Here is a 23,286-nt window from a genome sequence, read left to right on the forward strand (position 1 = left end):
ATCCACAAGCCGCAGGCAATAGCCTTCGAGTATTTCCGACTGTTCCGCCCCTTCCAGCCCTCGGTCCAGCAACCATCCAATCAGGTCATCGGCGCGGGATTTGGGGTCGGTGGATGGCATCTTGGGGCTCCGTCTGGTCTGCACCCCACTTGGGGGCTGCGGGGCCAGATTACCAGAGGTCAGTCCATCCCGGCCAGCCGCCGCAGCATCATCCTCAACAGCGCCGCCTCGCCCGTCGTGAACATGCCCGCCAGCCGGGCGTCATAGTCGCGGGCGATGTCGCGCAATTCGCGGTACACCGTCAGACCGGCGGGGGTCAGGGTCAGCCGCTCCATCCGGCGGTCGTTTTCATCGCGGGTGCGCCGCAGGTATCGGCGCTGTTCCAGCTTGTGCACCGCGCGGCTGATCTTGGTCTTGTGCATCTTGGCACGTTCCCCGATCTGCTTGGCGGTCATCTCTCCGTAATTGCCAAGGTGGAACAGAACGCGCCATTCGGTGCGCAGCATCCCATAGCGGTTCTTGTAGACCTTCTGGAAATCCAACGAGCTTTCCTCGGCCGCCTGGTTGAGCAGGAAGGGCAGGAAATTTCGCAGGTCGAAGTCATCTTTTTCGGCGGAATCTGGCTGTGTCATGGTTGTTAGTTACAAAATCAACTATTATCCGACAAGCAGCAAACGGAGGAACCCCGATGAATCGTCCGACTGACCCGCACGCTCTGACCCAGGCCAGCACGCCCGTTGGCACCCATGCAGGCTATATGCCCGGCTTTGGCAATGACTTTGAAACCGAGGCGCTGCCCGGCGCGCTGCCGCAGGGCATGAACAGCCCGCAGAAATGCAACTATGGCCTATATGGCGAACAGCTTAGCGGCACCGCCTTCACCGCCAACCCGCCCGAGCGCACCTGGTGCTATCGCATCCGGCCGTCGGTCAAGCATTCGCACCGCTATGAAAAGACCGACCTGCCCTATTGGAAAAGCGCCCCGAATGTCGATCCGGACGTGATCAGCCTGGGCCAGTACCGCTGGGACGCGGTGCCCCATTCCGACCAGCCGCTGACCTGGCTGACCGGCATGCGCACCATGACCACCGCCGGCGACGTGAACACCCAGGTCGGCATGGCCAGCCACATCTATCTGGTCACCGAATCGATGGTGGACGACTATTTCTTCTCGGCCGATTCCGAGCTTCTGGTGGTGCCGCAGGAAGGCCGGCTGCGTTTTGCGACCGAGCTGGGCATCATCGACCTGGAACCCAAGGAGATCGCCATCATCCCGCGCGGGCTGGTCTACCGCGTCGAGGTGCTGGAAGGCCCCTGCCGCGGTTTCGTCTGCGAGAACTACGGCCAGAAATTCGAGCTGCCGGGCCGCGGCCCGATCGGCGCCAACTGCATGGCCAACCCGCGCGACTTCAAGGCGCCGGTGGCCGCTTTCGAGGATCGCGAGGTGCCCTCGACCGTGACGATCAAGTGGTGCGGCCAGTTCCACACCACCAAGATCGGTCACAGCCCGCTGGACGTGGTGGCCTGGCACGGCAACTACGCGCCCTACAAATACGACCTGCGCACCTATTGCCCGGTCGGGGCCATTCTGTTCGACCACCCCGATCCGTCGATCTTTACCGTGCTGACCGCGCCTTCGGGCGTTCCGGGCACGGCCAATATCGACTTCGTCCTGTTCCGCGAACGCTGGATGGTGATGGAGGACACCTTCCGCCCGCCGTGGTACCACAAGAACATCATGTCCGAGCTGATGGGCAATATCTACGGCCAGTATGACGCCAAGCCGCAGGGCTTCGTACCGGGCGGCATGAGCCTGCACAACATGATGATCCCGCATGGCCCCGACAAGGAAGCCTTTGAAAAGGCGTCCAACGCCAATCTGGGGCCGGACAAGCTGGACAATACCATGTCCTTCATGTTCGAGACCCGCTTTCCGCAGCACCTGACCGCCTTTGCCGCGAACGAGGCGCCGCTGCAGGATGACTACATCGATTGCTGGACGGATCTAGAGAAGAAATTCGACGGCACGCCCGGCAAGAAATGACACCGGTGGCCCCACGGCCACCGCACCGCACAAGGAAACGCAATGCCTTTGATGAAATCCTGGGTGGCCTCGGCCAATGACGCGAACCACCCTTTTCCGCTGAACAACCTGCCTTATGGCGTCTTTTCGACCGAAGGCACCGAGCCACGCTGCGGCGTGGCCATCGGGGACATGATCCTTGACGTGTCCACCGCCGAGGCCGAAGGGCTGATCACGCTGGGCGACGAGCCGCTGTTCGACCTGCCCTTCTGGAACCCGCTGATGGAACAGGGACCGGCCGTCTGGGCCGCCCTGCGCGAGCGGCTGACCGCCCTGCTGGCGAAAGGGTCGAAAGAACAGGACAAGGTCGAACCGCTGCTGGTTCCGCAGGCCGAGGCCCAGCTGCACATGCCCTTCGCCGTCAGCGAATACACCGATTTCTACGCGGGCAAGCACCATGCCACCAATGTGGGCACCATGTTCCGCGGCCCGGAAAATGCGCTGCCGCCCAACTGGCTGCACATCCCCATCGGCTACAACGGACGGGCCTCGTCGGTGGTGGTTTCGGGCACCGATATCCGCCGCCCGTGGGGCCAGTTGAAATCGCCCGACCACGACCGCCCAGCCTTCCTGCCCAGCCGCCGTTTCGACATCGAGCTGGAGATGGGCGCCATCGTCGGCACCCCGTCCGACGGCCCGATCACCTTGCAGGAGGCCGACGACCACATCTTTGGCTATGTCCTGTTGAACGACTGGTCGGCGCGCGACATCCAAGCGTGGGAATACCAGCCGCTGGGCCCGTTCCAGGCCAAGGCCACCGCCACCTCGATTTCGCCCTGGATCGTGACCAAGGCCGCGCTGGACCCCTTACGCTGCGACACGCCCCCGCGTGAAGTCGAGTTGCTGGACCACCTCAAGGACTGCGGCCCGATGCTCTATGACATCGAGCTTGAGGTGACGATGGCGCCCGAGGGCAAACCGGCGTCCACCATCGCCCGTACCAATTACAAGGAAATGTATTACTCCTCGGCGCAGCAACTGGCGCATCACACCACCTCGGGTTGCCCGATGAACGTGGGCGATCTGCTGGGCTCGGGCACGATCTCGGGGCCGACGAAAGACAGCCGCGGCTCGCTGCTGGAACTCAGCTGGGGCGGCAAGGAGCCGATCACGCTGGACACCGGCGAAACCCGCAGCTTTATCGAGGACGGCGACACGCTGACCCTCAAAGGCGCGGCCCGGGGCGACGGCTACACGATCGGGTTCGGCGACTGCACCGGCACGGTGCTGCCTGCCCTTGAAGACCCATACGCACGATAAGGAGCGCCAAATGGCAAAGGCATTCGCGTCCCAGGGGGACATGACCGAAAAGAAGATCTCGTTCACCGAGGTGGGCGAAGGGCTATATGCCTTCACCGCCGAAGGTGACCCGAACTCGGGCGTGATCATCGGCGATGACAGCGTGATGGTGGTCGAAGCCCAGGCCACTCCGCGCCTGGCGCAGAAGGTGATCGACTGCATCCGGTCCGTGACCGACAAGCCGATCACCCATGTGGCGCTGACCCATTACCACGCGGTCCGCGTGCTGGGCACCAGCGCCTTCGGCGCGCAGCAGATCATCATGTCGGACAGGGCCCGCGCCATGGTCGTCGAACGCGGGAAAGAGGACTGGGACAGCGAGTTCCAGCGCTTTCCGCGCCTGTTTGAAGGGCATGAAAGCATCCCCGGCCTGACCTGGCCCACCACCACTTTCAACGACACGATGACGGTCTATCTGGGCAACCGCCGGGTCGACCTGATGCATCTGGGCCGGGCCCATACGGCCGGCGACGTCGTGATCCATGTGCCCGACCAGAACGTGATGTTCACCGGCGACATCGTCGAATATCACTCGGCCTGCTATTGCGGTGACGGGCATTTCAGCGACTGGGGCGACACGCTGGATCAGATCCAGTGGTTCGACGTGGACGCCATCGCCCCGGGGCGCGGCGATGCGCTTGTCGGCAAGGAAATGGTGAACGCCGCCATCGAGAACACCCGCGATTTCGTCGAAAGCACCTATCGCCCGGCGGCCAAGGTGGCGGCACGCGGCGGCAGCCTGAAAGAGGCCTGGGACGCGGTGCGTGCGGAGTGCGATCCGAAATTCTCGGACTACGCCATCTATGAACACTGCCTGCCCTTCAACGTGGCCCGCGCCTATGACGAGGCGCGCGGCATCGACACCCCGCGCATCTGGACCGCCCAGCGCGACCTGGAGATGTGGGAGGCCCTGCAGGGCTGAGAAATAGCCCGGCAACTTGATCCAGATCGTGTTGCCGGCCTGAAAACGATGCAACCATGGAGGAGAGCCATCGGCGCCCCGCGCCGGTGGGCAGGGAATGTGCGCCCGGCGCACAGAACTTGGGGAGAGAGCCCATGAACAAGATTTTTGAACAGCCGCTCTATGCCTATGCCCGCAGCCCCGATCAGGATGCCCCCGCCCCGGTGCGGCATCAGGTGATCGTGATCGGTGCGGGCCCGGTCGGGCTGGCCGCCGCCATCGACCTGGCCCAGCAAGGCGTCGAAGTGGTGGTGCTGGACGACAACGACAAGGTCAGTTTCGGCAGCCGCGCCATCTGTTTCGCCCAGCGCACGCTGGAAATCGCCGACCGGCTGGGATGTGCCCGGCCTATGGTGGACAAGGGCGTGCTGTGGAACACCGGCAAGGTGTTTTTCGACGACCGCAAGGTCTATGAATTTAACCTGCAACCCGATGAGGGCTATGCCCATCCGGCCTTCATCAACCTTCAGCAATACTACTTTGAGCAGTTCATGGTCGAACGGGTCCGCGCGTTGCAGGCCCAGGGCGCGCCGATCGAGATCCGTGGCCGCAACAAAGTCGAGGCGATCGGTACCCATGACGACCACGTCAAACTCGAGGTGGAAACGCCCGAGGGGTCGTACACCGTCGAGGCCGACTGGCTGATCGCCTGCGACGGGGCCAATTCGCCCACCCGCCGAATGCTGGGGCTGGATTTCGTGGGCCGCGTGTTCGAGGACAACTTCTTGATCGCCGACGTGATCATGGAGGCCGATTTCCCGTCCGAGCGCTGGTTCTGGTTCGACCCACCCTTCAACCGCGGCCAGTCGGCGCTGCTGCACAAACAGCCCGACAATGTCTGGCGCATCGACCTGCAACTGGGCTGGGACATCGACAAGGAACGGGAAAAGCGCCCCGAAAACGTGATCCCGCGCCTCAAGGCGATGCTGGGCGAGGATGTCCAGTTCGAGCTGGAATGGGTCAGCATCTATACCTTCCAGTGCCGCCGGATGGAGAAATTCCGCCACGGCCGCGTCCTGTTTGCCGGCGACAGCGCGCATCAGGTCAGCCCCTTCGGCGCGCGCGGGGCCAATTCGGGCCTGCAGGACACCGACAACCTGTGCTGGAAGCTGAAGATGGTCATCGACGGCACCGCGCCCGACAGCCTGCTGGGCAGCTATGACGTCGAGCGCATCCATGGTGCGGACGAGAACATCCTGAACTCGACCCGCTCGACCGATTTCATCACGCCGAAATCGGAAATGTCACGCATCCTGCGTGACGCAGTTCTGGACCTGAGTGAGCACTACGAGCTCGCCCGCCCGCTGGTGAACTCGGGTCGGCTGAGCGTGCCCTGCACCTATGGCGGATCGCCGCTGAATTCGGCGGATGCGCTGGGCGGCCCGGCCGAAACGCGCCCCGGTTCGCCCTGCCCCGATGCGCCGCTGGGGGATGAATTCCTGTTGCCCAAGCTGGCAGGCAAGTTCACCCTGCTGACCATCGACGCCGACGCCCCGGAAACGATCGAGGAAGAGGGCGTGACGGTCGAGCGACTGGCGCTGTCGGTCAAGGATGACCGCACGCTGGCGCTGAAGCGGCGGTATCTGGGCGACGCGGAAGGTGCGGTCTATCTGATCCGGCCCGACCAGCACGTGGCGGCGCGGCGCGACAGCTATGAAGATAACGCGTTCCGGCATGCGATCCGCCGGGCCATCGGCAAGGAGTAGGCACAATGGATGAACTGATCCTCACCCCGAATATCGACGGCGCGGATGATTTCTATGCCGATCTGCTGGCCGCGCACGACGGCTTGGACAAAGCCGAAAGCGATGCGCTGAATGCGCGGCTGGTGCTGGTACTGGCCAACCACATCGGCGACCGGACCATCCTGAAACAGGCGATCGACGCGGCCAAAGCCCGATGAGTGACGTCGTCCTGTATGACTATTGGCGATCCTCGGCCAGCTATCGGGTGCGCATCGCGCTGAACCTGGCCGGGATAGACTATCGGGCGCTGACCGTCGATCTGGTCAAGGGCGAGCAGACCGCGCCCGCGCATGTGGCCCGAAACCCGCAGGGCTTTGTGCCGGTGCTCGAAATCGACGGCGTGCAGCTGACCCAGTCGCTGGCCATTCTGGACTATCTCGACCGGACGCGGGCCTTGAACCTGCTGCCGGACAAACCGGTTGCGCGGGCCAAGGCGCAGGCGCTGGCCCATGCCATTGCGGTGGATCTGCACCCGGTCTGCAACCTGAAGGTCGCCCGCCACGCCACGCAGTTGAGCGGCGGACGGGGCGACATGCCCGGCGACTGGATGCGCCATTTCATCCGCCCCGGCCTGATGGCCTTTGAGGCGATGCTGGCCGAGTTCGAACAAGCCCCCTATTGCACGGGACCGGCGCCCGGGCTGGCCGATCTGTGCCTGATCCCGCAGATGTACAACGCCCGGCGCTGGCACGTCGATCTGTCGGACATGCCGCGCATTCTGGCGGTCGAGGCAGCCTGTACCGACCACCCCGCCTTTGCAGCGGCCCACCCGGACGCCCACGCGCCAGGCTGAGCCGCGCACAGGGTCTGTGTGCCGATGCGTCTGTGCACCGGCGCCGATCGGGCCTAGCCTTGTGCCGGAAATCACCGCACGAGGCCCCCGATGCCACAGATCACCGGCTATCACGCCCATGTCTATTTCGACGCCGAAACGCAGGAGACCGCCCGCCGTGTCTGCGAAGAGGCTGCCCGCCTGTTCCCCGTCCAGATGGGCCACATGCACAGCCGTAATGTCGGCCCCCACCCGCGCTGGAGCTGCCAGCTGAGCTTTGCCGCCGATGCCTTCGACAAGGTGATCCCATGGCTGATGCTCAACCGGCAGGGACTGACTGTGTTCACCCACCCCGAAACCGGCGAGCACCTGCCCGACCACCGCGACCGGGCGATCTGGATGGGCGAGATGCTGGAATTGGACCTGTCGATCTTTGACCGGCTGGGCGCCTAGCCCAGCGCCCGGGCCTGATCTCTGAGCTTGAATTTCTGGATTTTGCCCGTCGAAGTCTTGGGCAATGGCCCGAAAACGACCGTTCTTGGTGCCTTGAAATGGGCCATGTGATCGCGGCAGAACGCGATCAGATCGGCCTCGGTCGCCTCGGCGCCCGACTTCAGCTCGACAAAGGCGCAGGGCGTCTCGCCCCATTTCTCGTCCGGTTTGGCGACCACGGCGGCCTCCATCACCGCCGGGTGCTTGTAGAGGATATCCTCGACCTCGACCGACGAGATGTTCTCGCCCCCCGAAATGATGATGTCCTTTGACCGGTCCTTCAGCGCGATATAGCCGTCGGGATGCATCACCCCCAGATCGCCCGAGGCGAACCAGCCGCCGCGAAAGGCTTTCTGCGTGGCCTCGGGGTTCTTGAGATACCCTTTCATCACGATGTTGCCCTGCATAAAGATCTCGCCCATGGTCTCGCCATCGGCCGGAACCGGTTCGAGCGTTTCGGGATCAGCCACCATCAGCCCCGACAGGGCAACGTATTTCACCCCCTGCCGGACCTTGAGCGCGGCGCGTTCCTCGGCGGGCTTGTCGTTCCATTCGTCTTTCCACGCGCACACGACCGACGGACCGTAGGTTTCGGTCAGGCCATAGACATGAGTGACCTCGATCCCCATCCCCTCCATCGCAGCGATCACCGCGGCAGGCGGCGGGGCGCCTGCGGTCATCACCTTGATTTCATGGTCGAAATCCTTGAGATGATCGGGCGCGTTGGCCAGCATGTTCAGCACGATGGGCGCACCGCAGAAATGGGTGACCTTCTCATCCCGGAACGCCTTGTAGATCGGCTCGTCCCGCACCGCGCGCAGGCAGACCGACGTACCCGCGTTCGCGGCCATGGTCCAGGGGAAACACCAGCCGTTGCAGTGGAACATCGGCAGCGTCCACAGATAGACCGAATGCTGCGGCATGCCCCATGTCAGGATGTTCGACGTGGCGTTCAGCGCCGCGCCACGGTGGTGATAGACCACCCCCTTGGGATTGCCCGTGGTGCCCGAGGTATAGTTCAGCGTGATCGCGTCCCATTCATCGGCGGGCAGAGACCAGTCGAATTCCGGGTCGCCCTCGGCCAGCAGGTCGTCATAGGTCAGCGCGCCGAGCTTCTCGCCACCGTCGAAACTCGGGTCCTCGATGTCGATCACCAGAATGTCGTGATCCACCTGCTCCAGCGCCTGCTTCACCACGCCCGAGAATTCGGGATCGACCAGCAGCACCTTGGATTCGGCGTGGTTCAGGATGAAGGCGATGATTGGCGCGTCCAGCCTTGTGTTGATGGTGTTCAACACCGCGCCTGCCATGGGCACGCCGAAATGCGCCTCGTACATTTCGGGGATGTTGGCGGCGACGATCGACACCGTATCGCCCGTGCCCACTCCACACGCAGCCAAAGCGCTGGCCAACCGGCGGCAGCGCGCATAGGTCTGCGCCCAGCTATGGCGCCGGCCGCCATAGACCACGGCCGGATAGTCAGGGTAAACGGCCGCCGTCCGCTCGATATAACTAAGCGGGGACAGGGCCGTGAAATTGGCCAGGCCTTTGTCCAGATCGCGCTGATAAATGCTGTGGGTCGCCATCCGCCTCTCCTCCCCAATTCGTCGGATTTTTCGTATTGAGCACAAAGGTTGCCGCAAAACAAACCCGTAAAAATACGCGAGGCGAATATACTGGAGCTACGCGATCAGGTAATCTGGCCCTACTGCGTACCGGGCTTTCGGGCTGATCTGCGGTATCTGGTTCATCCGCGCCTGCCGGGCATCGTGATTCCCGCGCGTCGCGTCTTACTGAAAGGACATGTCATGGACGGCACGTTCAACGAAAACGATCTTTCCCGCGTGGTCGAGGCCGACCGCGCCCATATCTGGCACCATCTGATCCAGCACAAGCCGTTTGAGACGAACGATCCGCGCATCATCGTCGAAGGCAAGGGCATGCGCGTCTGGGATCAAAAGGGCAAGGAACACCTGGATGCCGTCTCGGGCGGCGTATGGACGGTGAACGTGGGCTATGGCCGCGAATCCATCTGCAAGGCCGTCTACGACCAGCTGATGAAGCTGTGCTATTTTGCGAACTCGGCGGGCTCGATCCCCGGGGCGCTGTTTGCCGAAAAGCTGATCGAGAAGATGCCGGGCATGAGCCGGGTCTACTACACCAACTCGGGGAGCGAGGCGAACGAGAAAGCTTTCAAGATGGTCCGCCAGATCGCCCACAAGAAATACGGCGGCAAGAAGACCAAGATCCTGTATCGCGACCGCGATTATCACGGCTCGACCCTGGCGGCGATGTCGGCGGGCGGTCAGGATGAGCGCAACGCGCAATACGGCCCCTTTGCGCCGGATTTCGTGCGCGTTCCGCACTGCATGGAATACCGCAAGCACGAACTGGACGGCGCGCCCGACGAGAACTTTGGCGAATGGGCCGCCGATCAGATCGAAGCCGTGATCCTGCGCGAAGGTCCCGACACCGTAGGCGCGTTGTGCCTTGAGCCGGTGACCGCCGGCGGCGGCGTGATCGAAGCGCCCGAGGGCTATTGGCAGCGCGTGCAGGAGATCTGCAAGAAGTACGACATCCTGCTGCACATCGACGAGGTCGTCTGCGGCGTGGGTCGCACCGGCACCTGGTTCGGGTACCAGCAATACGGCGTGAAACCCGATTTCGTGACCATGGCCAAAGGCGTGGCCTCGGGGTATGCCGCGATTGCCTGCATGGTGACCACCGAGGAAGTCTTTGACATGTTCAAAGATGATGCCGCGGACCCGATGAACTATTTCCGCGACATCTCGACCTTTGGCGGCTGCACCGCCGGGCCGGCGGCGGCGATCGAGAACATGCGCATCATCGAAGACGAGAACCTGCTGGGCAATTGCGCAGCGATGGGGGATCGCATGATGGGCAACCTGCAGGCACTGATGGACAAGCACAAGGTCATCGGCGACGTGCGCGGCAAGGGCCTGTTCCTGGGTGCCGAACTGGTCGCGGATCGGGCGTCCAAAGAACCGGTGGATGAAAAGCTGGCCCAAGCGGTCGTGGCCGATTGCATGGCGCAAGGGGTAATCATCGGTGTCACCAACCGCTCGGTCCCCGGCCGCAACAACACGCTATGCTTCTCTCCGGCTTTGATCGCCACGGCGGACGACATCGACCAAATCACCGATGCGGTTGATGGCGCACTGGGGCGTGTGTTCGGGTAAACCCAGCGCGGGATAAAAGACCAAGTGAAGCCGGCGTTCTTCGCGCCGGTTTCTTTTTTTAGCTCCATTTGCTCAGGCAATAGCCTTTGTTTGAGTCAATCAGCGCATCCAGACCAAAGTCTAGGATTTGCGCCCGCTGATGACAAAATGAGTTAGCGAAAAGAAAAACCGGCCCCTCGCGGCCAAGGATCTCTGCTCATCCGCCCATTCCTTGGCTTCCTGATCCGGAACGAGCTTGTTGGACTCGGCAAACCTTTTCATCAGGGTGATCATCATATTGGCCAGCCCATCTGGCCGGAGTTCGTTATCGCAAATCGTGATCGGCGTGATGCTTTCCACAGTGAAACCCGCGTCTCTCAATATCGGTGGCAGTCGTGCGGGCACGTCTCTCCCGACAAAGTGCTCGTCCCAGGCTTTTATCATCTGATCCATTCTTGCCGGATCATCACTGTACCAAACCAGACTGTCGAAATGGATGTCGCCCACGACAAGCAGACCAGCCGTCCTGAGACAGCGATGGGCCTCCGCCACCGCGGCGGCAATGTCGTCTAAATACTCGTAAACCTGAACCGATACCGCCTTGTCGAGTGACGCATCCTCGACCGGAAGTTGGCCTGCCTCACCCTCCATGATCTGGACCCAGTCATATTCATGGCAGCGGTTTTTGGCGGAACTCCGCATCGCCTCACTTGGATCGATCCCCAAAACACGCCCGGTCGGACCAACCGCCCGCGCGAGCTCTGCTGTCAAAAGACCGTTGCCGCATCCAACGTCCGCAATGGTATCACCCGGGGCTGGTCGCAACGCGTCAAAAGACCCTCGCCGCCGCCGGGTGACATCGGCACCTTGATACACGCTATCGAGTAGACGCGTTGTTGCTGCATCAAATTCAAGCATGGCACTCGCAAAACCAATGTTGGTCAATTCAGCACGTGCAAGCCTAGCGGTTTTTGGTCTAATTGTCTGCCTGCGCAAAAAAGCAGGCACTCAGGCATCAAAAAAAGCCGCCCCTTGTGGCGCGGCCTTTCTTTCACTGTTTACTGAATGAGGAGGCCAGAGGGGCAAGTACCCTAGAAACCACCCCACCAAGCAGCTCCAGTTCGTGCAACCTGCGTTTTTGTGCGTCAGTTCGCCCTTTTGATTTCGACTTCATCAAATTCGAAACGGCCAGTTCCAAAGGCTGCCAGGCCTATCCCCGCACGAGCGCTCTGGCTGGAGTTCGTGGACGTTCGCTTTGAGAACAGCGTTTGAACGACCTTGGTCCCGTTGGCAAAGAAAACCACATGCGCCCCACGGACCTGGAAGGTCAGCTTGTTCGGGGCGCCGACACGTATCGCGTCATGTCTGTCCGCGTGTACCAGCCGCAATTGGCGACCGTCCTTTTGCAGTACGTGATAGCGCCCTTTGTCGTCCACAGTGAACGCCACATACTTCCCGGACTTTCCGCTGCCAACCAGAATGCCCACACCGCTTTTGCCGCTGAACTTTCCGTCCACCACGGCAGAGATTACCATGTCCTGCGTGCTCTCCAACGAATCCGAGCCGGGAAACTTCACCCACGCCACATCGTTGAACTGAAGGCTACGCGCATCCTGTCTGTTCTCAATGACGAATTTTTCATCGGCCACATAAACAGCCCAGGGCGGCTCGACCGATTGAAAGTCGATCTGCCCACCCAGCATGAGCGTCGTGTCGTCGCCATCAAAGTTTTCAACCAAAACGTCAGGAAGGTCAGGTTCGGTGATCGTGTCCTGTGATCTTGCCACTGTCGGGTGGCAAATCGCCACTGCCGTCAAGACAAGAAGAGCTTGTGTAAGTCTTTGGCAAATAGGCATTTCAGTATTCCGCATTCAATTCATCAGTGAAACTCAGTAGATGATTACATCAAATGCGTGTAGTGACCATGACGGAATCCCATACTTGGTTTATGCGAAATCCAATCTGGTCGATCCAAAGAAAAAAGCCGCCCCGAACGGGACGGCCTTTCTTTCACTGTCTCTCGAAAGAGGATCAGGCGGTCAGAGCGGCCTGTGCCTTGGCGACGATCGCGCCGAACGCTTCCGGTTCGTGCACGGCCAGATCGGCCAGGACTTTGCGGTCCACTTCGATACCGGCCAGGTTCAGGCCGTTGATGAAGCGGGAATAGGTCAGAGCTTCGTCATGCGAACGAACAGCGGCGTTGATGCGCTGGATCCACAGGGCGCGGAAGTTGCGCTTGCGGTTCTTGCGGTCGCGGGTTGCGTACTGGTTGGCCTTGTCGACGGCCTGACGGGCAACCTTGAAGGTGTTCTTGCGGCGGCCATAGTAACCTTTGGCGGCCTTGATGACCTTCTTGTGACGGGCGTGAGTTACGGTTCCACCTTTAACGCGGGACATATCGGTATCTCCTCTTAGCGGTCGTAGGGCATGTAGCCCTTGACGATCTTGGCGTCGGGGGCGGACAGGGTGGTGGTGCCACGGGCGTCGCGGATGAACTTTTTGGTCCGCTTGATCATGCCGTGCCGCTTGCCGGCCTGAGCCGACATGACCTTACCGGTCGCGGTCACCTTGAAGCGCTTCTTGGCGCTCGATTTTGTCTTCATCTTGGGCATTTCCGTCTCCTTTCAGGGTTCGGTCCGAAACGCAACTCGGCATGCCACATCGGCCGGTCGCGCGATCAGATGCGCCGTTTACGCAAGTTCGGTCATGCTGGCAAGGGGTTTTTGACCTGTTCGGGTGCTTTTTGCACCGGGGTCGGGAACCGGGGCAGCAAGGCCGCCCCGGTTGGTGTCATCAGTCGGCAAACTTGCGGATTTCGCCGCTTTTCAGTCGCGCGCTGTACGAGGCCAGTTCCTGACGCACCACTTTCATCAGGAAGTAGAGCGCAAAGACGTTGACCACGGCCATGGCAAAGATCGCCGCGTCCGAGAAGTCGATGACCGGACCCAGGTTGGCCGCAGCCCCGATCACCACGAAGATGCAGAAGATCAGCTTGAACGCCAGCTCCTTGGTGTGGCCCTCGCCGAACAGGTAGGTCCAGGCCTTCAGGCCATAGTAGGACCAGCTGATCATGGTCGAGAAGGCGAACAGGATCACCGCGATGGCCAGGATGTAGGGGAACCAGCTGAAGGCGCTGCCGAAGGCGGCCGAAGTCAGGCTGACGCCCGAGTTGCCATCCACGGTTGCGATCGCCGTGCCCGCTTCGTTCAGCACGTACAGGCCGGTTGCCGGGTCGATCACCAGCTGCTGGGTGATGATGATCACCAGCGCGGTCATGGTGCAGATCACCACCGTGTCGATGAACGGCTCAAGCAGCGAAACAAAGCCCTCGGTGATCGGTTCCTTGGTGCGGACGGCCGAGTGCGCAATGGCAGCCGAGCCAACGCCCGCCTCGTTCGAGAATGCGGCGCGCTTGAAGCCCTGAATCAGAGCACCGACCATGCCGCCGGCGACACCCAGACCGGTGAAGGCACCAGCGAAGATCTGACCGAAGGCCCAGCCGATCATGTCGGCGTTCATGATGATGATGACCAGAGCAGTGGCGACATACAGGATGCCCATGAACGGCACGACCTTCTCGGTCACGCGGGCGATCGACTTCAGGCCGCCCACGATGACCATGAACACCACGGCCGCGAAGACCAGGCCGGTGATCCAACCGGGATAGTCACCGACGATACCCGCGATCTGCTGGTGCGCCTGGTTGGCCTGGAACATGTTGCCCCCGCCCAGCGCGCCAAGGATACAGAAGATCGAGAACAGGACCGCCAGGATCTTGCCGCCGGGCAGACCCAGCTCGGCAAAGCCCTTGGACATGTAGTACATCGGGCCGCCCGAAACGGTGCCGTCTTCATACTCGTTGCGGTACTTCACGCCCAGCGTACATTCGGTGAATTTCGATGCCATGCCCAGAAGGCCGGCAAGGATCATCCAGAAGGTCGCACCGGGTCCGCCGATGCCGACCGCCACCGCGACGCCCGCGATGTTGCCGAGGCCGACCGTACCGGACAGCGCCGTTGCCAGCGCCTGGAAGTGACTGACCTCGCCCGCATCGTTGGGGTCGGAATAGTCACCTTTGACCAGGCTAATCGCATGGCTGAAGAACCGCATCTGCACAAAGGCGAAATACAGCGTGAACACCGTCGCGGCCACGACCAGCCACATCACGATCCAGGGAAAGCTCGTCCCCGGAAACGGTGCGAAGATGAAGCTGACGAAGGGGCCCGTCAGATTCGCGAAGGTCTGGTTGATCTTTTCATCCAGACCGGGGGCCTCCTGCGCAAATGCGGGGTTGGCCAGCAGGGCCGCGGCCGCACCCGACAGGCCCAGGGTTTTGATCGATTTCATGTCTGCTCCTCCCGTCAGTTCACGACTGTGACCGGAACGTCGGCATGCATGACCAAATTCTGGGTCGAACTGCCGAAGATTCGCTTTTTGATGCCGTCAGCCGAGGATCGTCCCACGACGATCTGCGATCCGCCGTTTTCGACCGTGATCGCGTTCAGCGTTTCGGCCACATCGCCATGGCGGACAATACCGCGGGCGCTAAAGCCTGCGGCCTTCAGGGCCTCGACGGCGGGTTCCACCACGCGGCTGGTGGCAAGCGCGATCTCCTCCTCGCGCCGCTTGTGCCGCAGGGCGTTTTCCTCGGGAGTTTGGAAAGTATAGGGCGACCATTCGATGACATAGGCAACCAGCAGTTCACACGATCCAATCCGACTTGCCAGATCCTTGGCAAAGCCGACCGCGCGATCCCCGGTCTCTGTCCCGTCCAGTCCTATGACAATTTTCGTTGTCATCTCGTTCCTCCGTTTTTGTTGATTTGGCCGGGGCCCGTGCCCCCGGCAGGGCAGCCGGAACCTGGAACTCGTTTTACAAGACTGCCCTTCGGTCAAGTATCAGGAAAAATCACTAGGAAAAGGAGATTTTTTCGGACTATTTTCAGGAAAATATGCCGCCAGACCTCAAAAACGCAGGGAAATTGCCTGATGGACAGGGATTTGGATAAGATCGATCAACGGATATTGGCCGAGCTCGAGGCCAATGGACGCCTGCCAATAGTCGAACTGGCGGCCCGAGTAAACCTGACCAACACGCCGTGTTCCGAGCGGGTGAAACGGCTGGAAAAGAGCGGGTACATCACCGGCTACAGCGCGGTGATCGACAAGGAGAGGCTGGGACTGGGGCACTTGACGGTGGTGCAGGTTTCGCTGACGGCCACAGCCGAACACTCGCTGGATCGTTTCAACGAGGCCGTGCGACGGGTACCTGAAATCGAAACCTGCCTGATGGTCGCCGGATCATTCGACTACATGCTGACCGTGCGGACACGTGACATCGCGCATTTCCGAACGGTTTTGGGCGACAAGATCAACAAGCTTCCGGGGATACACCAGACAAGCTCTTTCACGGTGATGGAAACCGTAAAAGAACCTGTCGGCGCCAAAGCAAGACCCGGCGGACCGGGTGGCTGATCCTATTCGGGATCCGTCGAGTAGATCAGACGCTCGTCGCAGGGGGCGACGCGCAGGATGTTTGTCGAGCCTGGCACGTTGAACGGAACACCGGCGGTCACCACGATCTGATCCGAGGCGCCGGCAAATCCGCTGGCACGCGCGGCGCGCGCCGCATTGACCACGGCGCTTTTGAACCGCTCGAGCTCGGGCGTCATCACGCAGTGACAGCCCCAGCTGAGGCACAGACGCCGCGCGGTGCCTCGCAGCGACGTCATGGCGATGATCGGGACACCGGGACGCTCGCGGGCGGTGAGCAGCGCGGTGGTGCCGCTTTGGGTAAAGCAGCAGATCGCCTTGATGTCGGTCTTTTCGGCAATTTCACGGGCCGCGGCCACGATGCCGTCGGCAACGGTCGTTCCCTTGGTCTGGCGCGAGGCGTCGATGATCTGTTTGTATGTTGGGTCGGCTTCGACCTCGATCGCGACCTTGTTCATGGTCTGAACGGCCTCGATCGGATACGAGCCCGCGGCCGACTCGGCGCTCAGCATGATGGCGTCGGTTCCCTCATAGATCGCGGTGGCGACGTCCGACACCTCGGCGCGGGTGGGCATCGGGCTTTCGATCATGCTTTCCAGCATCTGGGTGGCAACGATCACCGGCTTGGCGGCGGCGCGGCACTTGCGGACCAGTCGCTTTTGAATCGGAGGCACGGCCGAGACCGGGAGTTCGACCCCCAGATCGCCACGGGCGACCATGATGCCGTCCGATGCGTCGAGAATTTCGTCGAACGCCTCGACCGCGGCGGGTTTTTCGATCTTGGACAGGATGGCGGCGCGGCCGTCGGCCAGGGCGCGCGCTTCGTACACGTCCTTGGCCCGCTGCACGAAGCTTAGCGCAAGCCAGTCGACACCCAGCTGGCAAACGAACTCCAGATCGTCCCGGTCCTTCTCCGACAGGGCCGCCAGCGGCAGTACTACGTCGGGCACGTTCACACCCTTGCGGTTCGAGATGGTCCCGCCGATTTCAACTTTGCAATCCGCGAAATCGGGGCCGCATTTCTCAACCACAAGCCGGATCTTGCCGTCGTTGACCAGCAGATGCGCCCCCGCTTCCAACGCCTGAAAAATCTCGGGATGCGGCAGGCAGACCCGGCTGACATCGCCCGGAGTTTCGTCCAGATCCAGACGGAACGCGGCACCTTCGACCAACTCTTCTGCATCATTCGCAAACACACCGACCCGCAGTTTCGGGCCCTGAAGGTCAGCCAGAATGGCGATCGGACTGTCGAGATCCTTTTCGATCTGACGAATGATCCGGTGGCGTTCACGGATTTCGTCGTGGCTGCCATGGCTCATGTTCAGGCGGAAAACATCGGCGCCGGCCTCGTGCAGAGCACGGATCATATCATAGTCGTTGGACGCCGGGCCCAGCGTCGCCACGATTTTCACATTTCTCAGGCGTCGCATCGATCTTGCTCTCCTTGATGGTCGAATGTTACCGCAAACAATGGTCGGTTTGCTTATTGCGCAATTCCCTTTCCGAGGCAACTGTCCTACACCTGCGGCAAACTAGATGACAGGTTCATGACATACACTCCGTTTTATGTGCACGGGGCGGATCGCCCGTCCCGCTGGCTGATCACGTGCGACCACGCCACCAACACCGTACCGCCGCAGATCAACGGCGGCGATCTGGGCCTCCCGCGTGAGGACATGGAGCGCCACATCGCCTATGACGTGGGCGCCTACGAGGTGTCGAAACATCTGGGCGAGATCCTGAACGCGCCGGTGATCGCGGCCAATTTCTCGCGGCTGGTGATCGACCCGAACCGAGGCGAGGACGACCCGACGCTGCTGATGAAACTGTATGACGGGTCGATCATCCCGGCCAACCGTCATGCCGACGCCGCCGAGCGCGAACGGCGCCTGAACCTGTGCTATCGCCCCTATCACGAGGCGCTGGCCAAGATGGCCGCCCTGCCCCACGCCGTTGTCGTGTCGATGCATTCCTTCACGCGCCAGTTGCGGGGCCGTCCGCCGCGCCCCTGGCATGTCGGCATCCTGCACACTGCGGACGAACGGTTCTCGGCCCCTCTGATCGACCGGCTTCGGGCCGAGGAGGATCTGTGCGTCGGCGTCAACGAACCCTACACCGGCGTGTTGCCGGGGGATGCGATCGACCGGCACGCCACCGCCTTTGGCCGCCCCAACGCCCTGATCGAGCTGCGCAACGACCTGATCGCCGATCATGCCGGGCAGCGTGCCTGGGCCGAGCGGCTGGCGCCGATCCTGCAGGACGCGCTGGCCGCAAGCGGGCTGTAACGCTGGAAAATCCGCGACCAAACGACGCCTGTCCTCTTGCGCGGCGCGCGGGCGGCCCCCATTTTTCGGGGTGAAAGGAGGCCGTCATGACACCTGAAACCCTGACAGCCTTTTTCGGCTGGATGACCGTTTTGAACTTTGCGGTCCTGCTGCTGTCGACCCTGATGGTGGTGGCCCTGCAGGACCGCATCGCTGCCATTCACGGCCGCATGTTCCAAATGGAAAAGGCCGAGGTCAGAAAGGCCTATTTCAAGTATCTGGCGAACTACAAGATACTGACCCTGATCTTCTGCCTGATGCCCTGGATTGCCCTCAAGCTGGTCTGAACCGGCGCGCGTTGTGCAATGGCCTCGCGCTTGCTAGGTCTGGACCAAATCCCTTCAAACCGGAGCCCGACCATGGACCCCCAGACCGAGATCGAACTTCAGGCCGCCGCTTTCCGCCGTCTGCAGAAACACCTGATGCAGGACCGCACCGACGTTCAGAACATCGACATGATGAACCTCGCCGGGTTCTGCCGAAACTGCCTGGCACGGTGGTATCAGGAGGCCGCCAATGAAAAAGGCATCGAAATGGGCAAGGACGAAGCCCGCGAGATTTTCTATGGCATGACCATGGATGAGTGGAAATCCAAGTACCAGACCGAGGCCAGCCCCGAAAAACAGGCCGCCTTCAAGGTCGCGTTCGAAGAGAACGTGGGCAAAAAAAACTGACGCCTAAACGAAAAGGCCCGCCAGATCGGCGGGCCTTTGCATTCAGATCGCCGCCTTGCGGCTTTCGTCCAGATAGATCTCGCGCAGGCGCGTGGCGATCGGGCCGGGTGTGCCGTCGCCCAGCGCCACGCCGTCGATCTCGACCACCGGCATTACGAAAGCACTGGCCGAGGTGGTAAAGGCCTCGTCGGCCTCTTTTGCTTCGTCAATGGTGAACAGGCGCTCCTCAACTTCCATCTGCGCCTCGGCCGCCATGCGCAGCACGGCCTTGCGGGTGATCCCGTGCAGGATGTCATTCGACAGCGGACGGGTGACGATCTTGCCGTTCTTGACGATATAGGCGTTGTTGCTGGTGCCTTCGGTGACATAGCCGTCTTCGATCATCCAGGCATCATCGCACCCTGCGGCCTTGGCCATCATCTTGCCCATGGACGGGTACAGCAGTTGCACCGTCTTGATGTCGCGGCGGCCCCAGCGGATATCCTCGATCGAGATGATCTTGGCCCCTTTCTTCGCCGCCGGGTTATCCGCCAGCCCGGGCTTGTTCTGGGTGAACAGAACCAGCGTCGGTTTGGTGTCAGCCGAGGGGAAGACGAAATCGCGGTCGCCGTCGCTGCCGCGGGTGACCTGCAGATAGACCAGCCCCTCAGTGATGCTGTTCAGCTCGACCAGCTTGCGGTGGATTTCGAGCAGCTCGTCCTTGCTGCAGGGCTCGGCCATCTGCAATTCGTCCAGCGACCGCTTCAGGCGCACCGCGTGCCCTTCGAAGTCGATCAGCTTGCCGTCCAGCACGCTGGTCACCTCATAGACGGCATCCGCCATCAGAAAGCCTCGGTCGAAGATCGAGACCTTGGCTTCGGTCTCGGGCAGGTATTCGCCGTTCACGTAAACGGTGCGGGTCATGTCATATCCTTCTCGTCCTTGGGCTGCGCCCATTCCTCGCCTCAGCGCGTCACCCCCAGAGCGCCGCCTGCGGCGGGTGTACTCCGGCCGCGTCGAAAACCAGCGGGGTGTCGCGGTCTTCGGCCAACAGAAGCGGGCCGTCAAGGTCCGTCACCAGCGCGCCCTGCGCCACCAGTGTCGCAGGCGCCATCGCCAAAGAGCTGCCAACCATGCAACCCACCATGATGCCATAGCCCTCGGCCTGCGCCCCGCGGCGCAGTTCCAGCGCCTCGGTCAGACCGCCGGTCTTGTCCAGCTTGATGTTGATCACGTCATATTTGCCCTTCAGACCGGGCAGGCTTGCGCGATCGTGGCAGCTCTCGTCGGCGCAGACCGGCACCGGGCGCTCCAGCCCGATCAGTGCCTCGTCATCTCCAGCTGGCAGTGGTTGTTCGACCAGCGCGACGCCCAGCCGCACCAGATGCGGCGCCAGATCGGCATAGACCTCGGCCGACCAGCCCTCGTTGGCATCCACGATGATCCGGGCATCGGGCGCCCCGGCCCGCACGGCCTCGAGCCGCAGCATGTCGTCGGGCGTGCCCAGCTTGATCTTCAACAGCGGACGATGCGCGTTCTTCGCCGCCTGCGCCCGCATGGCGTTGGGCGTGTCAAGCGACAGGGTATAGGCGGTGATCTCAGGCTTGGGCGCGGGCAGGCCGGCCAGTTCCCAAGCGCGCTTGCCCGCGCGCTTCGCCTCAAGGTCCCACAGGGCGCAATCCACCGCATTGCGCGCGGCACCGGCGGGCAGCAGGTCCATCAGCGACTGGCGCGAGAACGTGTCGGGCAGGCCTCGGATCTCGGCCTCGACCGACTCCAGCGTTTCGTCGTACCGGGCATAGGGCACACATTCACCCCAACCCTGATGCGCCCCATCCGTCAGGCGCACCGTCAATACCTTTGCCTCGGTCCGCGACCCGCGCGAGATGGTGAACACCTGCGCCAGTCGGAACACATCACGAGAGACGTCGATCTGCACGCGCCCACTCCTTGGTCTTTGCAGTTTCCAATGCCAGAGGCAGGTATCCCCGCCATCGGCGCCCCGGTTGGATCACATCGCGGCCAGCGCGTCCACCAGCTTGCCCGCGCCGAACCGGTACGGATCCGTGGTCGGCAGGCCCATCTCGGCCTCGACCTTGGCGATGTAGGCTTTCGCGTCCTCCTCGCTCAGGTGCTGGGTGTTGATCGAAACACCCGCAACCTGGCAGGCGGGGTTGGCGACGCGCGCCAAAGGCAGGGCCGTGTCGCGCAGCTGCTCCAGCGTCGGCAGGGAATATTCCGGCAGACCGCGCATATGGGTGCGGGTCGGCTCGTGGCACAGAACCAGAGCATCCGGCTGACCGCCATGGATCAAAGCCATGGTCACGCCGGAATACGAGACATGGAACAGCGATCCCTGCCCCTCGATGTGATCCCAGTGATCGGGATCGTTCTCGGGCGTCAGGTATTCAACGGAACCGGCCATGAAATCGGCCACCACGGCGTCCAGCGGAACGCCCTGCCCGGTGATCAGAATGCCGGTCTGGCCGGTGGCGCGGAAGGTCGATTTCATGCCGCGCTTGCGCATCTCGGCATCCATCGACATGGCCGTGTACATCTTGCCTACCGAACAATCGGTGCCCACCGCCAGACAGCGCTTGCCGCTGCGCTTGCGCCCGTTGGCGATCGGATAACCCACCGTGGGCACGCGAACGTCGTGCAGGGTGCATCCATGGGTCTGGGCCGCGGCCACCAGATCGCCTTCGTCGCGCAGAAGGTTGTGCAGGCCCGAGGCCAGGTCATAGCCCATTTCCAGCGCGGCGATCAGGACCTCTTTCCAGGCCTGGCTGATGACGCCACCGCGGTTCGCGACACCGATCACCAGCGTCTTGGCGCCGGCGGCCTTGCCTTCGGCCAGGGTCATGTCGGTCAGGCCCAGATCGGCCTTGCAGCCTTCCATCCGTAGCTGACCCACGGCGTTTTCCGGGCGCCAATCCCGAATGCCGATCGCGACCTTGGCGGCCAGTTGGTCGGGGGCATCGCCCAAAAACAGCAGATACGGTGTCTCGATCATCGCGCGCTCTCCTTTTCTTCCGCCCCAACCTATTGAAGGCCGTCAACGAGCGTTTCTCGTTTTCCTTCAACCCGCCGCACCTCGACCGGAGAATTTTGCAAGATTCCCCCGAACGACGCAAAAAGCTTCGAAATTTTGAAAACGATGAAACTTTGACTGCCGCGTTCCGGGGGCTGCGCACAGCTTTCTGCAACAGCATTGCCGCAACTGCACAATCAGGCTTGCGCAGGGTCGCGCAATTTAATACCCAATTACCAACCGAAATCGCAATTTCATTACCCAGCGAGGTGCCGATGAGCTTTCGTATCCAACCCGCCGCCCCGGCGCGACCAAACCGCTGTCAGCTGTTCGGCCCCGGTTCCAACACCAAGCTGTTCCCCAAGATGGCCGCCTCGGCCGCGGACGTGATCAACCTCGACCTCGAAGATTCGGTGGCCCCGTCCGACAAGGACACCGCCCGCGCCAATGTGATCGAGGCGCTGAACACCGTGGACTGGGGAAACAAGTACATGTCGGTGCGCATCAACGGGCTGGATACGCCCTATTGGTACCGCGATGTCGTTGACCTGCTGGAACAGGCCGGCGACCGGCTGGATCAGATCATGATCCCCAAGGTGGGCTGCGCCGAGGATGTCTATGCGGTTGACGCTCTGGTCACTGCGATCGAACGCGCGAAGGGCCGCACCAAGCCCATCAGCTTTGAAGTCATCATCGAATCCGCCGCCGGCATCGCCCATGTCGAGGACATCGCGGCCTCCTCTCCACGCCTGCAGGCCATGAGCCTGGGCGCGGCCGATTTCGCCGCCTCGATGGGGATGCAGACCACGGGGATCGGCGGCACGCAGGAAAACTATTACATGCTGCGCGAGGGTCAGAAATACTGGTCGGACCCGTGGCACTGGGCCCAGGCTGCCATCGTGGCCGCCTGCCGCACCCATGGGGTGCTGCCGGTCGACGGGCCGTTCGGCGACTTCTCGGACGACGAAGGCTATATCGCCCAGGCGCGCCGTTCGGCGACGCTGGGCATGGTCGGTAAATGGGCGATCCACCCTAAGCAGATCGCGCTGGCCAATCAGGTCTTCACCCCGTCGGACGAGGCGGTGGCCGAAGCGCGCGAGATCCTGGCCGCGATGGAGCAAGCCAAGGCCAATGGCGAAGGCGCCACCGTCTACAAGGGGCGGTTGGTCGACATCGCCTCGATCAAACAGGCCGAGGTGATCGTGGCGCAGGCCGAACTGATCGCCGCAAACGGCTGATGGGGAATTATGAGAAA

General features: G+C 62.1%; 26 protein-coding genes. 14 read left to right on the forward strand and 12 right to left on the reverse strand.

The annotated features are described in order from the left end of the window. Window positions 1–179: 179 nt before the first annotated feature. Window positions 180–632: a MarR family winged helix-turn-helix transcriptional regulator gene (locus AC2FM5_RS09095; protein WP_093965172.1), complete on the reverse strand. Its 453-nt coding sequence runs from the start codon at window positions 630–632 to the stop codon at window positions 180–182. Window positions 633–688: 56 nt separating this feature from the next. Here AC2FM5_RS09095 and hmgA point away from each other — a divergent pair, with 56 nt between their 5' ends. From hmgA to AC2FM5_RS09130, 7 genes are all read left to right on the forward strand, one after another. Then, the gene (gene hmgA / locus AC2FM5_RS09100; protein WP_170366204.1) at window positions 689–2,044 is read left to right on the forward strand and encodes a homogentisate 1,2-dioxygenase; all 1,356 of its coding nucleotides are present in this window, start codon (window positions 689–691) and stop codon (window positions 2,042–2,044) included. Between the two features lie 42 nt (window positions 2,045–2,086). Continuing rightward, window positions 2,087–3,343: a fumarylacetoacetase gene (gene fahA, locus AC2FM5_RS09105; RefSeq protein WP_496735154.1), complete on the forward strand. Its 1,257-nt coding sequence runs from the start codon at window positions 2,087–2,089 to the stop codon at window positions 3,341–3,343. Window positions 3,344–3,353: 10 nt separating this feature from the next. After that, window positions 3,354–4,304 (forward strand): MBL fold metallo-hydrolase, encoded by a 951-nt coding sequence (locus AC2FM5_RS09110; protein WP_496735156.1) that lies wholly within the window; start codon window positions 3,354–3,356, stop codon window positions 4,302–4,304. A 134-nt stretch (window positions 4,305–4,438) separates the two neighbouring features. Next, window positions 4,439–6,049, forward strand: coding sequence for an FAD-dependent oxidoreductase (locus tag AC2FM5_RS09115; protein ID WP_496735158.1), 1,611 nt, complete (start codon window positions 4,439–4,441; stop codon window positions 6,047–6,049). Between the two features lie 5 nt (window positions 6,050–6,054). After that, window positions 6,055–6,246, forward strand: a complete 192-nt coding sequence (locus AC2FM5_RS09120; RefSeq protein ID WP_149776332.1) for a DUF2783 domain-containing protein — start codon at window positions 6,055–6,057, stop codon at window positions 6,244–6,246. Next, complete coding sequence (gene maiA / locus AC2FM5_RS09125) at window positions 6,243–6,881, forward strand: maleylacetoacetate isomerase (protein ID WP_496735160.1); 639 nt, start codon at window positions 6,243–6,245, stop codon at window positions 6,879–6,881. Before AC2FM5_RS09120 ends, maiA begins: the two co-directional genes overlap by 4 nt. 90 nt (window positions 6,882–6,971) lie before the next feature. Then, a complete protein-coding gene (locus AC2FM5_RS09130; protein ID WP_170361437.1) occupies window positions 6,972–7,313 on the forward strand; it encodes a DOPA 4,5-dioxygenase family protein in 342 nt (113 codons plus the stop codon). Here the strand turns inward: AC2FM5_RS09130 and AC2FM5_RS09135 are convergent. Then, window positions 7,310–8,938 (reverse strand): acyl-CoA synthetase, encoded by a 1,629-nt coding sequence (locus tag AC2FM5_RS09135; protein WP_496735162.1) that lies wholly within the window; start codon window positions 8,936–8,938, stop codon window positions 7,310–7,312. The two genes, AC2FM5_RS09130 and AC2FM5_RS09135, sit on opposite strands and share 4 nt — an antisense overlap. A 222-nt stretch (window positions 8,939–9,160) precedes the next feature. Between AC2FM5_RS09135 and AC2FM5_RS09140 the strand changes: the two genes are divergently transcribed. Then, window positions 9,161–10,552: an aminotransferase family protein gene (locus tag AC2FM5_RS09140; RefSeq protein ID WP_170361432.1), complete on the forward strand. Its 1,392-nt coding sequence runs from the start codon at window positions 9,161–9,163 to the stop codon at window positions 10,550–10,552. 120 nt (window positions 10,553–10,672) lie between these two features. Here the strand turns inward: AC2FM5_RS09140 and AC2FM5_RS09145 are convergent, their stop codons facing one another. Beyond that, window positions 10,673–11,449, reverse strand: coding sequence for a methyltransferase domain-containing protein (locus tag AC2FM5_RS09145; RefSeq protein WP_170361430.1), 777 nt, complete (start codon window positions 11,447–11,449; stop codon window positions 10,673–10,675). On the opposite strand from AC2FM5_RS09145, the gene AC2FM5_RS09150 reads away from it, so the two are divergent. Then, entirely contained in the window at window positions 11,448–11,600 is a 153-nt protein-coding gene (locus AC2FM5_RS09150; protein WP_496735164.1) for a hypothetical protein, read from the forward strand. The two genes, AC2FM5_RS09145 and AC2FM5_RS09150, sit on opposite strands and share 2 nt — an antisense overlap. A 76-nt stretch (window positions 11,601–11,676) precedes the next feature. Here the strand turns inward: AC2FM5_RS09150 and AC2FM5_RS09155 are convergent, their stop codons facing one another. The 5 genes from AC2FM5_RS09155 to AC2FM5_RS09175 form a co-directional block, all read right to left on the reverse strand. Further along, window positions 11,677–12,348 carry a hypothetical protein gene (locus AC2FM5_RS09155; protein WP_496735166.1) on the reverse strand — a complete coding sequence of 224 codons (672 nt, stop codon included), beginning with the start codon at window positions 12,346–12,348 and terminating at the stop codon, window positions 11,677–11,679. Between the two features lie 214 nt (window positions 12,349–12,562). Beyond that, window positions 12,563–12,928, reverse strand: coding sequence for a 50S ribosomal protein L20 (rplT, locus tag AC2FM5_RS09160; protein ID WP_170344760.1), 366 nt, complete (start codon window positions 12,926–12,928; stop codon window positions 12,563–12,565). A 14-nt stretch (window positions 12,929–12,942) separates the two neighbouring features. Continuing rightward, window positions 12,943–13,143 (reverse strand): 50S ribosomal protein L35, encoded by a 201-nt coding sequence (gene rpmI / locus AC2FM5_RS09165; protein WP_039523697.1) that lies wholly within the window; start codon window positions 13,141–13,143, stop codon window positions 12,943–12,945. Between the two features lie 181 nt (window positions 13,144–13,324). Continuing rightward, on the reverse strand, window positions 13,325–14,878 hold the full coding sequence (locus AC2FM5_RS09170; RefSeq protein ID WP_170361427.1) for an alanine/glycine:cation symporter family protein: 1,554 nt from the start codon (window positions 14,876–14,878) through the stop codon (window positions 13,325–13,327). 14 nt (window positions 14,879–14,892) lie between these two features. Beyond that, the gene (locus AC2FM5_RS09175; protein ID WP_093965150.1) at window positions 14,893–15,330 is read right to left on the reverse strand and encodes a universal stress protein; all 438 of its coding nucleotides are present in this window, start codon (window positions 15,328–15,330) and stop codon (window positions 14,893–14,895) included. Between the two features lie 189 nt (window positions 15,331–15,519). On the opposite strand from AC2FM5_RS09175, the gene AC2FM5_RS09180 reads away from it, so the two are divergent. Further along, entirely contained in the window at window positions 15,520–16,005 is a 486-nt protein-coding gene (locus AC2FM5_RS09180; protein WP_093965149.1) for an Lrp/AsnC family transcriptional regulator, read from the forward strand. A 2-nt stretch (window positions 16,006–16,007) separates the two neighbouring features. On the opposite strand, the gene pyk is transcribed toward AC2FM5_RS09180, so the two are convergent. Further along, window positions 16,008–17,453 carry a pyruvate kinase gene (gene pyk / locus AC2FM5_RS09185; protein ID WP_170361425.1) on the reverse strand — a complete coding sequence of 482 codons (1,446 nt, stop codon included), beginning with the start codon at window positions 17,451–17,453 and terminating at the stop codon, window positions 16,008–16,010. Between the two features lie 117 nt (window positions 17,454–17,570). Between pyk and AC2FM5_RS09190 the strand changes: the two genes are divergently transcribed. The 3 genes from AC2FM5_RS09190 to AC2FM5_RS09200 all read left to right on the forward strand — a co-directional run bounded on the left by AC2FM5_RS09190 (window position 17,571) and on the right by AC2FM5_RS09200 (window position 19,021). Next, window positions 17,571–18,308, forward strand: a complete 738-nt coding sequence (locus AC2FM5_RS09190) for an N-formylglutamate amidohydrolase (protein ID WP_480638322.1) — start codon at window positions 17,571–17,573, stop codon at window positions 18,306–18,308. 86 nt (window positions 18,309–18,394) lie between these two features. Beyond that, window positions 18,395–18,634, forward strand: coding sequence for a DUF6868 family protein (locus AC2FM5_RS09195; protein ID WP_005981131.1), 240 nt, complete (start codon window positions 18,395–18,397; stop codon window positions 18,632–18,634). Window positions 18,635–18,706: 72 nt separating this feature from the next. Further along, window positions 18,707–19,021, forward strand: coding sequence for a DUF1244 domain-containing protein (locus AC2FM5_RS09200; protein WP_496735172.1), 315 nt, complete (start codon window positions 18,707–18,709; stop codon window positions 19,019–19,021). A gap of 42 nt (window positions 19,022–19,063) precedes the next feature. Here the strand turns inward: AC2FM5_RS09200 and AC2FM5_RS09205 are convergent, their stop codons facing one another. The 3 genes from AC2FM5_RS09205 to dgcN form a co-directional block, all read right to left on the reverse strand. Beyond that, a complete protein-coding gene (locus AC2FM5_RS09205; RefSeq protein WP_496735174.1) occupies window positions 19,064–19,924 on the reverse strand; it encodes a D-amino-acid transaminase in 861 nt (286 codons plus the stop codon). Between the two features lie 49 nt (window positions 19,925–19,973). Beyond that, window positions 19,974–20,939 carry an N-acetyl-D-Glu racemase DgcA gene (gene dgcA, locus AC2FM5_RS09210; protein ID WP_496735176.1) on the reverse strand — a complete coding sequence of 322 codons (966 nt, stop codon included), beginning with the start codon at window positions 20,937–20,939 and terminating at the stop codon, window positions 19,974–19,976. Between the two features lie 72 nt (window positions 20,940–21,011). Then, on the reverse strand, window positions 21,012–22,013 hold the full coding sequence (dgcN, locus tag AC2FM5_RS09215; RefSeq protein WP_005981125.1) for an N-acetyltransferase DgcN: 1,002 nt from the start codon (window positions 22,011–22,013) through the stop codon (window positions 21,012–21,014). 293 nt (window positions 22,014–22,306) lie between these two features. Here dgcN and AC2FM5_RS09220 point away from each other — a divergent pair, with 293 nt between their 5' ends. After that, window positions 22,307–23,269, forward strand: coding sequence for an L-malyl-CoA/beta-methylmalyl-CoA lyase (locus AC2FM5_RS09220; RefSeq protein WP_170530349.1), 963 nt, complete (start codon window positions 22,307–22,309; stop codon window positions 23,267–23,269). Window positions 23,270–23,286 lie beyond the last annotated feature (17 nt).

The sequence above is a fragment of the Ruegeria sp. BHSA162 genome, from assembly GCF_059613385.1.

Bases quoted from the DNA above. Each gene is read 5' to 3' on its own strand.
- AC2FM5_RS09195 (WP_005981131.1), top strand. From the start codon at position 18,395: ATGACACCTGAAACCCTGACAGCCTTTTTCGGCTGGATGACCGTTTTG.
- AC2FM5_RS09190 (WP_480638322.1), top strand. From the start codon at position 17,571: ATGACATACACTCCGTTTTATGTGCACGGGGCGGATCGCCCGTCCCGC.
- AC2FM5_RS09130 (WP_170361437.1), top strand. From the start codon at position 6,972: ATGCCACAGATCACCGGCTATCACGCCCATGTCTATTTCGACGCCGAA.
- AC2FM5_RS09120 (WP_149776332.1), top strand. From the start codon at position 6,055: ATGGATGAACTGATCCTCACCCCGAATATCGACGGCGCGGATGATTTC.
- dgcN (WP_005981125.1), bottom strand. From the start codon at position 22,013: ATGATCGAGACACCGTATCTGCTGTTTTTGGGCGATGCCCCCGACCAA.
- AC2FM5_RS09110 (WP_496735156.1), top strand. From the start codon at position 3,354: ATGGCAAAGGCATTCGCGTCCCAGGGGGACATGACCGAAAAGAAGATC.
- AC2FM5_RS09170 (WP_170361427.1), bottom strand. From the start codon at position 14,878: ATGAAATCGATCAAAACCCTGGGCCTGTCGGGTGCGGCCGCGGCCCTG.
- AC2FM5_RS09140 (WP_170361432.1), top strand. From the start codon at position 9,161: ATGGACGGCACGTTCAACGAAAACGATCTTTCCCGCGTGGTCGAGGCC.
- fahA (WP_496735154.1), top strand. From the start codon at position 2,087: ATGCCTTTGATGAAATCCTGGGTGGCCTCGGCCAATGACGCGAACCAC.
- AC2FM5_RS09095 (WP_093965172.1), bottom strand. From the start codon at position 632: ATGACACAGCCAGATTCCGCCGAAAAAGATGACTTCGACCTGCGAAAT.
- rpmI (WP_039523697.1), bottom strand. From the start codon at position 13,143: ATGCCCAAGATGAAGACAAAATCGAGCGCCAAGAAGCGCTTCAAGGTG.
- AC2FM5_RS09150 (WP_496735164.1), top strand. From the start codon at position 11,448: ATGGCACTCGCAAAACCAATGTTGGTCAATTCAGCACGTGCAAGCCTA.
- AC2FM5_RS09205 (WP_496735174.1), bottom strand. From the start codon at position 19,924: ATGACCCGCACCGTTTACGTGAACGGCGAATACCTGCCCGAGACCGAA.
- AC2FM5_RS09200 (WP_496735172.1), top strand. From the start codon at position 18,707: ATGGACCCCCAGACCGAGATCGAACTTCAGGCCGCCGCTTTCCGCCGT.
- hmgA (WP_170366204.1), top strand. From the start codon at position 689: ATGAATCGTCCGACTGACCCGCACGCTCTGACCCAGGCCAGCACGCCC.
- AC2FM5_RS09135 (WP_496735162.1), bottom strand. From the start codon at position 8,938: ATGGCGACCCACAGCATTTATCAGCGCGATCTGGACAAAGGCCTGGCC.
- pyk (WP_170361425.1), bottom strand. From the start codon at position 17,453: ATGCGACGCCTGAGAAATGTGAAAATCGTGGCGACGCTGGGCCCGGCG.
- AC2FM5_RS09115 (WP_496735158.1), top strand. From the start codon at position 4,439: ATGAACAAGATTTTTGAACAGCCGCTCTATGCCTATGCCCGCAGCCCC.
- AC2FM5_RS09220 (WP_170530349.1), top strand. From the start codon at position 22,307: ATGAGCTTTCGTATCCAACCCGCCGCCCCGGCGCGACCAAACCGCTGT.
- rplT (WP_170344760.1), bottom strand. From the start codon at position 12,928: ATGTCCCGCGTTAAAGGTGGAACCGTAACTCACGCCCGTCACAAGAAG.
- AC2FM5_RS09145 (WP_170361430.1), bottom strand. From the start codon at position 11,449: ATGCTTGAATTTGATGCAGCAACAACGCGTCTACTCGATAGCGTGTAT.
- AC2FM5_RS09180 (WP_093965149.1), top strand. From the start codon at position 15,520: ATGGACAGGGATTTGGATAAGATCGATCAACGGATATTGGCCGAGCTC.
- maiA (WP_496735160.1), top strand. From the start codon at position 6,243: ATGAGTGACGTCGTCCTGTATGACTATTGGCGATCCTCGGCCAGCTAT.
- AC2FM5_RS09175 (WP_093965150.1), bottom strand. From the start codon at position 15,330: ATGACAACGAAAATTGTCATAGGACTGGACGGGACAGAGACCGGGGAT.